At 66.5% G+C, this 11325-nt stretch carries 8 protein-coding genes; 2 read left to right on the top strand and 6 right to left on the bottom strand.

Features of this window, described 5'->3' with window-relative positions:
* Positions 1–20 precede the first annotated feature (20 nt).
* Entirely contained in the window at positions 21–743 is a 723-nt protein-coding gene (locus tag AC6RIC_RS07870; RefSeq protein WP_454655830.1) for a haloacid dehalogenase type II, read from the bottom strand.
* A gap of 116 nt (positions 744–859) precedes the next feature.
* On the opposite strand from AC6RIC_RS07870, the gene AC6RIC_RS07875 reads away from it, so the two are divergent.
* Entirely contained in the window at positions 860–1414 is a 555-nt protein-coding gene (locus tag AC6RIC_RS07875; protein WP_454655831.1) for a helix-turn-helix transcriptional regulator, read from the top strand.
* A 13-nt stretch (positions 1415–1427) separates the two neighbouring features.
* On the opposite strand, the gene lhpH is transcribed toward AC6RIC_RS07875, so the two are convergent.
* Both lhpH and putA read right to left on the bottom strand, forming a co-directional pair.
* Positions 1428–2435: a trans-3-hydroxy-L-proline dehydratase gene (gene lhpH / locus AC6RIC_RS07880; protein ID WP_499735741.1), complete on the bottom strand. Its 1008-nt coding sequence runs from the start codon at positions 2433–2435 to the stop codon at positions 1428–1430.
* A gap of 88 nt (positions 2436–2523) precedes the next feature.
* Entirely contained in the window at positions 2524–6225 is a 3702-nt protein-coding gene (gene putA / locus AC6RIC_RS07885; RefSeq protein WP_499735742.1) for a trifunctional transcriptional regulator/proline dehydrogenase/L-glutamate gamma-semialdehyde dehydrogenase, read from the bottom strand.
* Positions 6226–6373: 148 nt separating this feature from the next.
* Between putA and AC6RIC_RS07890 the strand changes: the two genes are divergently transcribed.
* Positions 6374–6850: an Lrp/AsnC family transcriptional regulator gene (locus tag AC6RIC_RS07890; protein WP_454655834.1), complete on the top strand. Its 477-nt coding sequence runs from the start codon at positions 6374–6376 to the stop codon at positions 6848–6850.
* A 186-nt stretch (positions 6851–7036) separates the two neighbouring features.
* On the opposite strand, the gene AC6RIC_RS07895 is transcribed toward AC6RIC_RS07890, so the two are convergent.
* The 3 genes from AC6RIC_RS07895 to AC6RIC_RS07905 are packed head-to-tail and all read right to left on the bottom strand — an operon-like array spanning position 7037 to position 11309.
* Positions 7037–8332 carry an NAD(P)/FAD-dependent oxidoreductase gene (locus tag AC6RIC_RS07895; RefSeq protein ID WP_499735743.1) on the bottom strand — a complete coding sequence of 432 codons (1296 nt, stop codon included), beginning with the start codon at positions 8330–8332 and terminating at the stop codon, positions 7037–7039.
* Positions 8333–8388: 56 nt separating this feature from the next.
* A complete protein-coding gene (locus AC6RIC_RS07900; RefSeq protein WP_454655836.1) occupies positions 8389–9954 on the bottom strand; it encodes an ABC transporter substrate-binding protein in 1566 nt (521 codons plus the stop codon).
* A gap of 2 nt (positions 9955–9956) precedes the next feature.
* Positions 9957–11309, bottom strand: a complete 1353-nt coding sequence (locus tag AC6RIC_RS07905; RefSeq protein ID WP_499735744.1) for an MmgE/PrpD family protein — start codon at positions 11307–11309, stop codon at positions 9957–9959.
* Positions 11310–11325 lie beyond the last annotated feature (16 nt).

Raw genomic sequence — 11325 nt, forward strand, 5'->3', positions numbered from 1 at the left:
TTGTGGGGGATGTGCTGCGATCAGCCGCCGAGCGCTTCCCGGTGCGCCTTGGCGAGGTCGGCCATGCTGTTGAAGCGGAAATCGTATCGCGGCATGTCGCCAGGGTGCATGGTCGCGCCGAAGCCGTCCTTGTCGTGGCGGCGATAAATCCAGCAGGAGGCCAGGCCGTGCCGGTTCGCCGGGCCATGGTCATGGAACATGCTCTCGGCGGTGTGCAGGACCTCGCCCTTTCGGATGCCCAGCGTCTCCAGGTTGCGGAGCATGTAGTCGAAATTGCGCTCCGACGGCTTGTAGGAGCCGATATCCTCGGCCGTATAGATCGCGTCGAAGGCAACCTTGAGCTTCGCATTGCTGGCGGCGAAGCTCTCGTTGTCGACATTCGACAGGATCACCAGCTTGTAATGGCGCTTGAGATACTGGAGCGCTTCGGCGGAATCGGGGAAGGCCGGCCAGTTCTTGACCGAGTGCCCGTAGGCCTCGCACTCCTCCCAGGAAACGGACAGGCCCCATTCCTCGGCGAGGCGCTTGTAGACGATCGGCAGCAGGTCCCGATAGATTTTCGCCGGTGTCTGCAATTGCTGCGACGATTCATGGCGCGCATGCGCTTCCAGAACCTGATCGCGCGTCGGCGGCGTGGCCAGCCGGCTGGTGAGCGGCTTCAGCCCCTCGAACATGCCGGTTTCCCAGTCGATCAGCGTGCCGTAGCAGTCGAAGGTGAGGGCTTTGAAATCGGTGAGTTTCATCGGTCCTGTCCTATTTCCTGGAGAGGCTAGGCTACCTATTCACTTAATCCTATAGGTATCGGACACTTAAGTGTCCGGCCGGCTCGTCGGCTGAGAGCGATCGGGGACGACCGGCGATGGATGTGGATTTCCGGCTGGCTTTCGAGAATGCCCCGGTTGGGCTGGTCATCGGCCGCAGTCGTGCCCTCCTGGCCTGCAACCACGCCTTCGCCAGGATGTTTCGCGGATCGATGGACGGTTTGGTCGGCCAATCGTTCGAGCGGCTCTATCCGACGCAATCCGATTACGAGGAGACCGGCAAGCGGGTCGGCACGCGCCTGGCGGCCGAGCGCAGCTACACCGACGACCGCGTGATGCGACGTCTCGACGGCGACCTGTTCTGGGTCAGGGTCAGCGGGTTCACCTATACGCCCGACGACGCCCATGAACACACGCTCTGGGTGTTCTCCGAGCTCGGAAAGGCAGAATCCGACGGCCAGTCGCTGCGGACGTCGCTGACCCCGCGCGAACGGGACGTGGCCGCGCTGCTGATCGACGGCAGGACGGGCAAGGAGATTGCAAAGGCGCTGAATATCAGCCCGCGCACCGTCGATATTTATCGTGCGCGGCTGCTTCGGAAATACAACGTCAACAGCACCAAGCGGCTGGTGGAGCTTCTGCTGAACGGCTGATGGCCCGGCATCGCTAACGCAGCAGGAAGCCGTGCCGCAGCGGGTCGTCGCGGTCGATGGTCCAGGTCGCCTGGCCGCAGATATGCGCGCTGCCCGAGACTTCCGGGATGATGGCGTCGATCTTTCCGAGCCTGGTCTCCCGCAGGACGCGGCCCGTCATGATCGAGCCGACGATGGACTCGTTGACCAGAAGCTCGTCCGGCTTGAGCAGCCCCTTGGCATGGAGCAGCGCGGTGCGCCCGGCCGTGCCGGAGCCGGTCGGCGAGCGGTCCAGTTGCCGGTCGGCGAAGATGCAGCAATTGGCCTGCGTCGCCTTGGGATCGAGCGGATCACCATCGATGATCGTGCCGTAGATATGGTTCAGCTCCGGGATTTCCGGATGCACGACCGGGAAGGCCTTGTTGGCGGCGATCTTCACCTCGGCGCCGAAGCGGATCAGCGCCTCGGCATTCTCCCGTCGGATCGCGAGGCCGAAGGGGCGGCCGTCGGTGTAGAAATAGAAGGCGCCGCCGAAGGCGATATCGCCGGTGACGCGCCCATAGGTCGGCGTCTCTACGGTGACGTCGCGATGAACGAGATAGGAGGGCACGTTGACGAAGCGCACGCTGGCGGCGCGCCTGCCGTCCCAGGTCACGAAGGCCTCGATGAAGCCGCAGGGTGCATCGATGCCGACGCGCGTCTCAGGCTCGGTGCGCTTGACCCAACCGAGCTCGACGGCCGCGGTCGCGAGCGCGATGACGCCGTGGCCGCAATGGTCGCTGTAGCCCTCGTTATGAACGAAGATCACGCCGAAATCGGCCTCGGGCGAGACGGGCTCGGTCAGATAGCCCGCATACATGTCGGCATGGCCGCGCGGCTCGAAGATCAGCGCCTGCCGGATCTCGTCGATATGGGTCTTCACCCAATCGCGCCGCTGCACGATCGTCTTGCCGGGCAGGCGCGGCAAACCGCTGGTCACGATCCGGAACGGCTCGCCGCCGGTATGGACTTCGACTGTCTGGATGACGCGATCGGCCTGCATAATTCCCCCTGATGCTGTGTTTCGGCACAGCCTTGAGCAGGTTCAGACGCCATCCGCAAGGGAGGCGCCTGAACGCGCATTCTTCGGCTCAGCCGATGGTCATCAGGCTGGCATTGCCGCCGGCCGCCGTGGTGTTGATCGAGGTCGAGACCTCCTCGAGCAGCCAGTTCAGGCAATAGGCGTCGGGATCGCGCTTGAGTTCTTCCGTGCTCGCCGCCTGCACCAGCACGAGTGGGCCGGAGAGCTGGGCGATGCGGCGGTTCACCTCACTGATCCGCTTGGTGTCGCCCTCGACCAGCGCACCCGAGAACGGGCCATCGGCCTCCCAGTCCGAGGTCCAGCTGACGCGGGCTTCGACAGCCGCCGGCAGACCCGACAGCGCGCTCTTCAGCCCGGAAGCCGCGTCGATGACGAGCTGGTTACCGGTTGCCAGCGCCGCCGCGACCTGCTGGTAGAGGCCAGCTTCGGTCTGCGGCACGAGCAGGATGCGGCCGCGCGGATGCAGCGCGTAGAGATTGCGCTCGCCGACCGGGCCGGCCAGTTCGACATGGAGACCGAGCGCCGAGTGGCCGCCGATCTCGCGGGCGGTGTTGGCTTCTGCGTTCAGCCCCTTGCCCGAGAGCCAGGCGGCATATTCGAGCAAGGCCGGATCGGTATGGATCGAGCTGTGCTGCGGCGGGATCGGCGCCTTGCGCACGAGCCGGCCGATATAGAGCGGCCCGCCCGCCTTCGGCCCCGTGCCCGACAGCCCGCGCCCGCCGAAGGGCTGCACGCCGACCACCGCGCCGATGATGTTGCGGTTCACGTAGAGATTGCCCGCCTTGATGCGGCTGGTGACATGGGCGATCGTCTCGTCGAGCCGCGTATGCAGGCCGAAGGTCAGGCCGTAGCCGGAGCCGTTGACCTCGTCGATCAGCTTGTCGAGATCGTCGCGCTGATAGCGGATGACGTGGAGCACGGGGCCGAAGACCTCGCGCTTCAGGTCGGAGAGACTCTTCAGCTCGACGATGGTCGGTGGCACGAAGGTGCCCTTGGCCGCGGCGTCCGGCAGCGGAAGCTGCTCGACCTTGCGGCCGAGACCGCGCATGCGCGCGACATGCTCGTCAATCTCGCGCTGGGCACCCTCGCTGATCACCGGGCCGATATCGACGCTGAGTTTGTCGGTGCGGCCGATGGTGAGTTCCTTGAGCGCGCCCTGCAGCATGTGGAGCGTGCGGTCGGCGATATCCTGTTGCAGGCAGAGCACGCGCAGCGCCGAGCAGCGCTGGCCAGCACTGTCGAAGGCCGAGGCGATGACGTCGGCGACGACCTGCTCGGCCAGCGCCGAGGAATCGACGATCATGCCGTTCTGGCCACCGGTCTCAGCGATCAGCGGGATCGGCTTGCCCTCGGCCGAGAGGCGCTGGGCCAACTGCGCCTGGATGCCGCGCGCGACCTCGGTCGAGCCGGTGAACATCACGCCGGCCGTCTCCGGTGCCGCGATCATCGCCGCACCGAAACGTCCGCTGCCGGGCGTGAACTGCAAGGCACCGCGCGGCACGCCGGCCTCGTGCAGGATCTTCACGCTCTCATGGGCGATGATCGGCGTGACGCCGGCGGGCTTCGCCATCACCGAATTGCCGGCGACGAGCGCCGCAGCGACTTGGCCCGTGAAGATCGCCAGCGGAAAGTTCCACGGACTGATGCAGACGATCGGTCCGAGCGGCGCATGTGCCGGCCCGAGCGTCTTGCGCGCCTGGTCGGCATAGTAGCGCAGGAAGTCGATGGCCTCGCGCACTTCGCTGATCGCATTGGCGGCGGACTTGCCGGCTTCGCGCATGGCGATGCCCATCAGGGTCTCAATGCGCGCCTGCATGATGTCGGCGGCACGGTCGAGGCAGGCGGCGCGCTCGGCCGGGGGCACGGCGGCCCAGGCCTTGCCGCCCTCGGCGGCGAGACGGGCGATCTTGGCGGCATCCTCGACCGCAAGCTCGGTGACCTGTCCGACGACATCGGAATGATCGGCTGGGTTCAGGATCGGCCGCGTCGTGCCGGCGGTGGAGTTGTCCGCGAGCAGCGGCATGGCATGCCAATTCTGGCCGACCGTCGCCGCGAGATTGTCGGCAAGCTCGGCCAAAGCCGCCTCGTTGGAGAGGTCGATGCCTTTCGAATTGGTGCGATCGGCGCCGTAGAGGTTTTCCGGCAGCGCGATCTGGTCATGCAGCATGCCGATCACCGGCATCGCCTCGACGACATCGACGGGATCAGCGACGAGCGAATCGATCGTCACCTTCGGATCGGAGATGCGGTTGACGAAAGAGGAATTCGCGCCGTTCTCGAGCAGGCGGCGCACGAGATAGGCGAGCAGCGTCTCATGCGTGCCGACCGGCGCATAGATGCGGCAGGGCCGGTCGAGATTGTCCTGGCCGACAACCTCGTCATAGAGCGGCTCGCCCATGCCGTGCAGGCACTGGAACTCGTACTTCCCGACAGCGAAGTCGGTGCCGGCGAGGTGATAGATCGTCGCCAATGTCTGCGCGTTATGCGTGGCGAATTGCGGGAAGATCGCATCGGGCGCCGCCAGCAATTTGCGGGCGCAGGCGACATAGGCGACGTCGGTATGGACCTTGCGGGTATAGACCGGGAAATCGGCGAGCCCGTCGACCTGGGCGCGCTTGATCTCGGCATCCCAATAGGCGCCCTTGACCAGACGCACCATCATGCGCCGGCCGGAACGGCGGGCAAGATCGATGATCCAGTCGAGCACGAAGGGGCAGCGCTTGCCATAGGCCTGCACCACGAAGCCGAGACCGTTCCAACCCTGCAGCGCATTATCGAAGCTCAGCGCCTCCAGCAGGTCGAGCGAGAGCTCCAGCCGGTCCGCTTCCTCGGCGTCGATGTTGAGACCGATATCGTAGCTCTTGGCGATCAGGGCGAGTTCGCGCACCAGCGGCAGCAACTCGCCCATGACGCGGCCGGCCTGGGCGCGGCTATAGCGCGGGTGCAGCGCCGAGAGCTTGATCGAGATGCCCGGGCCTTCATAGACGCCGCGCCCGTTCGCGGCCCTGCCGATGGCATGGATCGCGTTCTCGTAGTCGCGATAATAGCGCGCGGCATCGGCGGCGGTCGTCGCGGCCTCGCCGAGCATGTCGTAGGAATAGCGGAAGCCGCGCGCCTCGAGCGGCCGGGCGCGCTTCAGCGCCTCGTCGATCGTCTCGCCGGTGACGAACTGCTCGCCCATCATCCGCATCGCCATGTCGACGCCGCGCCGGATCACCGGCTCGCCGGCCCGCGCGATGAGGCGGGTCAAGGCAGCGGCGAGGCTGCGGTCATTGACCGTGGAGGTCAGCTTGCCGGTGACAACGAGGCCCCAGGTCGCGGCATTGACGAAGAGCGACTTGCCGCCGCCGACATGGGACTTCCAGTCGCCGTCGGCGATCTTGTCGCGGATCAGCGCATCGCGCGTCGCGGTGTCCGGGATGCGCAGCAGCGCCTCGGCGAGACACATCAGCGCGACGCCTTCCTGGCTGGAGAGCGAATATTCCTGAACGAGACCCTCGACGCCGGTGCCCTTGTGCTTGGCCCGCAGCGCCTCGATCAGCTTGCGCCCCGTGTGGGCGATCTCCTGCTTGCCCGCCGGCGTGAGCTTCGCCGCGGCCAGCAAGGGCGGCAGGCATTCCGTTTCGGGGCGACGATAGGCGGCGGTGATCGCCTGGCGCAGCGCCGACTGCTCGCGGATCGGCGGGGCGAAGCCCGTGAAAGGCGCCGGGCTGGTGGCGGTGTTGGCGGCGGCAGCGGTGGCTTGGCTCATGGCGGGTCCCGGCGGGTTCGAGCGCGACGGGCCGAGGGCGATACCCTCTCCCGTTCTTTGCGCGGGAGCTTATCACGAGCACGATTCTCGCGTGGTCCAATTTTCGCTATCATGCAGTCCGTTCGGACTTCAGATTTGGAGATTGAAAGTGAAGAAGCCTAAGGAAACGCCTGTTGAAGGCGATCTGGACGCGTTCGATCGCAAGATCCTCGACGTTCTCAGGGAGGACGGCCGGATTTCGATCGCCGAGCTCGGCGCGCGGATCGGCCTGTCGAAGACACCCTGCCAGATCCGGTTCCGCCGGCTGGTCGATGATGGCTATATCGAGGGCTTCCGGGCAACGCTCAATCCGGCGAAGCTCAAGCTGGATCACATCGCCTTCGCCGAGGTGAAGCTGTCCGACACCACGGAAAAGGCACTCTCGAAATTCAACGAGGAGGTCAAGAAGATCAGGGAGGTCGAGGAGTGCCACATGATTGCGGGGCGCTTCGACTACCTCCTGAAGATCCGCACGCCGGATATCAGGCGCTATCGGGCCGTGCTGGGCGAGAAGATCTCGAACCTGCCCCATGTCGCGAACACCTCGACCAATGTCGCCATGGAGACGGTCAAGGAAACCTGGTGAGGCGCGGAGGGTTCCGGCGCCGGCACTTTCAAAAGGCTTGCTTCATTTTTCACGGACACATGCCGTCATTCTGGACAAGCCGCGAAGCGGCGCCGATCCAGAATCCATCATGAGGCGCGGCGCTCTACGATGGATTCCGGGTCAAGCCCGGGATGACGGGGTGTTTCCGCATGAAATCAATAAGCTCTAAGCCTCCAGCCCGGCCTTGCGGCTTTCCAGCGCCGAGATGACGCGGAAGCCGATCGAGCGGAAGGGCTCGGGCGCGATCCAGCTCGCCTCGCCCATGATCGTCTCGACCTCCCTGGCGTCGCCGACGCCGCGGATCAGGTCTGCGAGCCTGCGACCGAGCATGGTGCCCTTGGCGAGGCCGCTGCCATTGCAGCCGCCGGAGGCATAGAGCCCATCCTCGAGTTTGCCCCACCAGGGCGCGCCATTCATCGTGAAGGCGGTCGTTCCGCCCCAGACATATTCGAAATCGACATGCCGCAGCTCCGGCCAGCGGCGCTGGAAGCGGTCGCGCAACGCGCGCACGGCGGTCGCCTGCGGGATCTCCTGATCATGGGCATAGAGCGAGCGGACCATGAGCCGGTCGCGGCCGATGCGGCGCAAGGTCGTGCCGAGCCGGTGCGAGGGCAGCAGGCCCCAGGCCGGGGACTGGCCGAGATGTCCGATATCGGTCTCCTTCACCGCCTCGGTGACGGCGGCATAGGTGAAGATCGTCGCCATGCGCGATTTCAGGTAGCCGAGCCGGGGAATGAAGCCGTTATTGGCCAGCACGACCGTCCGGCAGCGGACGCTGCCGCCTTCGGTGGCGAGGCGCCAGCCGGAATCTTCCCGCCTGATATCGCGGACCGGGCTTTGCTCATAGAGCGTGATGTTCGCGGGGAGCGCATCGACGAGGCCACGGATCAAGGCCGCCGGCTGGAGCAGCCAGGTGTCGTGCATGTGCAGGCCGTAGCGATAATAGTCCGCGCCGATGCGCTCGCGGATGCCCGCCCGGTCAAGGACCGTGTGCTGGAGGTTGTTGGCCCGGGCGACCTCGGCGACCTTGCGCAGGGTGGCTTCACCCTCCTCGGTCGCGGCGGCGCGGATCGAGCCGACCTTCTGCATGTCGCAGGCGATGTCGTTGTCGCGGATGATGCCTTGCAGCCATTCGAAGGCTTCGGTGAACAAACGGCTCTGGTTGCGGGCCTTGTCCGCCATTTCCATGGAAGCGGTGCGCGGCAGCACGTCGGGGGTGGTGAAGCCCGAATTGCGGGCTGAGGAGCCTTCGCCGACCGTCGTCGCCTCGATCAGGGCGATGCGCGCCTGCGGATCGAGCTCGTGCAGGCGCCGGGCCGCCGCGACGCCGGTATAGCCGGCGCCGACGACGGCATAGTCGACGGTGATGTCGTCGTTCAGCGCGGCGCGGGGCGTGCGTGCGGGCAGCATCGCGGTCCAGCCGCAGAGATTGGCGTATTTCGGATAGGTCAGCTTGGACATGGCTTTGTCTGGGATGGAGGGAGGCCGCGCCCGGTGGGGCGCGGCCGAAGGGTGGTTCAGTCGACGAAATGCGTCTGTTCGGTCACGAGCGGGCCGAGCGACATCGAGCCCTTGAGGTCGAAACCCCATTTGAGCTTCTCGCGGCGGGCCCAGACCTGCCCGGTCTCGGTGATCGGGATGACGCAGACATTGGTGATGATCAGCTTCTGCGCCTCCTGCCACAGCGCGATCTGCTTCTTGGCGTCGGTCTCGCCGCGGGCTGCCTCGATCTGCTTGTCGGCGACGTCGCAATGGCTGAAATTGGTCACTTGGCCGGGCTGCCCGATGGCGCTCTTCGAGTGGTAGAACTGCGTCAGGTAATTGTCCGCGATCGGGAAGCGCGCGGCGCCGTACATGACGAGCGGGCTCAGGTCCTTGCGGATCATCTGGTGCCAGGTGGCATGCTCGACCGGCTGAAGATTGAGCGTGATGCCGCCTTCCGCGACCTGGCCCTGGATGATCTGCGCGGTCGATTCCAGGCTCGGCAACTGGCTGGCGAGCATGGTGACGGTCAGGCCGTTGGGGAAGCCGGCTTCGGCCAGCAGCTTCTTGGCCTTGGCCGGGTCCGGCGGCAGGACGCCGGCATTCTCGTCGAAGCCGAGATTGTTGGCGGGGATCGCCGACTTGCCCGCACGGGTGAAGCGCGGGCCGCGATACTGGGCGATCTTGGCCGCATCGATTGAATGGGCGAGGGCCTGCCGGACCTTGATGTTGTCGAAGGGCGGCTTGGTCACGTTGACGCTGAGGGTCGTCAGCTCGGCCGGGTCGAAGCTGTCGACGACCACGCCGGGATTGGCGAGCGTGCGCTGCAGCCAGCGCTGGTCGGCAAGGCCGGTCGCGGCATCGACCTCGCCAGCGACGAAGGCGAGGTCTCGCGCTGCATTATTGGTGAGGAAGCGATAGGTGATCTTGGTGAGCTTGGGCTTGCCGCGGAAATAGGCGTCGTTCGCCTTGAAGGTCACGGCCTGGCCAGGCGTGATCGCATCGAGCGCGAAGGGGCCGAAGCCGACCGGGTTGCGCCGGAAATTCTCGCCGCGCTCCTCGAAGGCCTTCTTCGAGATGATGAAGCCGCCGGCATAGTTGGTGAGCAGGCCGAGCAGGCTCGGCACGCGGCTCGACAGCGTGATGCGGACCGTCTGTGGATCGACCGCCTCGACCTTCTGGAAGGCGGCATAGTCGCTGGCGAAGGCCGAGCGCTTCGCGTCGCGCGCCTTGTCGAGGCTGAACACCACGTCGTCGGCCGTGACGTCGCCATAGCCGTGCTGCCATTTCACGCCGGGGCGCAGCTTGAAGGTCCAGACCAGGCGGTCGTCGCTCGCCTGCCAGCTCTCGGCGAGATCGGCCTCGATCGTGGCCGGGTCGGTCGAGCCGGGCGCGAAGCGCACGAGCCCGCCGAAGATCCAGGCCGAGAGGATGCGGTCCGAGGTGCTGCTTGCATAATGCGGGTCGAGCGTGCCGACATCGACGGCGGCGGCGCCCAAGGTCAGTTCGGTCTTCGCGGCGAAGGCCGGCAGCGATGCCAGCAGGCCGAAGCCGAGAACGCCGGCGAGAAGTCCGGCTTTGGTCGAAGCGGTGCTTTTCATTGTTAGCCTTCCCCTGTTGAAACCAGTCGCAGCCGCGCCGGCTGTGTCCCGAGCGCGGCGAAAAGAGGCCGGAAGCCATCGCTCGTCAGCCCGCCGAGCGCGGCCAGGATCGTGTCCTGCCAGTCGGGCGCGACGCTTGCCGCGCCGATGCGCCGGAATTTCTCGGTGACCTGCGCGCGGTTCATCGGATTGGCGACGTCGCCGAGCGGGTAGGGCACCGTCAGGCTGCGCGCTCCCTCGCCCTGGTCGATGATGACGCGGCAGGGCGTGCTCTTCGGGAAGGCGGTCGCGAAATCCTCATGCGCGGACAACTCGATCCGGCCGGCGAGTTCGAGCACCTGCGGATCGTGGAGATGGGCGGGGTCGACCGGCTGCAGGGCGGCGGCGCCATGGATCGCTGCCAACGCGCAGCTGAAATAATAGCTGTATTGCCCGCCTTCGAGCGTCTGCGGGGCGCGTTCGTTGGCGAGGCCGAGCCCGCGTGGGAAGGTCTCGATGCGCAGCGACAGGATCGGCTTGCCCGGCTCGCGCAGCGCCAGGATCGCATCGACCGCGGCGTGCATGTAGCGGCAGCAGGCATAGGGCTTGAGATAGCAGTCCTGCAGCCACCAGCGCTCGCCTAGCCCGCCGGTCAGCACGCTGCGGGTGAAGCGGTCGTCGCGGTCGAGCAGGTCGCGCGGGCCGGTCGCGCCCGCACGCGCCCGATAGGCGCCGGTGAGGCCGGCGACGACGGCGGGCGGGATGACCTCCTTCACCGTGCTGCCCTGGTATAGCGAGGTGCCCATGGGATAGCTGATCGGGCCTTCGGCGCCGGCGATGGCCATGGCATGGGCGAGCGCCGGGGCATCGAGGCCGAGCAGGCGCCCGGCCGCGGCGGCGACGCCGTAATTGACCCAGCGGCCGCTGCTATAGGTCTCGATGGTCGGTGTCGGCCGAGACGTCGCGACCCGGAGCGCGATATCGTAGCCCAATGCAATCGCGTCGAAGATGTGCGCGTCGGAGGCGTCGAGCGCCTGGCCGACGGCAAAGGCGGCCGGAATGATGCCCGCACCGGCATGGCCGGCCGCGCCGCGATGTCCGTCATCGATGTCGAGCGCACTCGCCGCCGCGGCATTCGCCATGGCGGCGCCGGCGATGCTGAGCTTGGTACCGGTGAGCCAGATACCGGCCGGGCCGGAGCCGTAGAGCTGTTCGGCGGCAATGCGGGCGGCGATAGCCAGCCGCGAATCCAGACCGGCGGCGGTGGCCCCGATCAGGTCGGCGACCAGGAGCGAGGCGCTTTCCCGCGCTTCTGCCGGCAGGGCGCTTTCAGGGTGGTCGGCGACGAAGGCGGCGAGTTCCTCGATGGCGTGCATGGTTCGCGTTCCGGCT

This window comes from Allobosea sp. TBD101 (genome assembly GCF_059817965.1).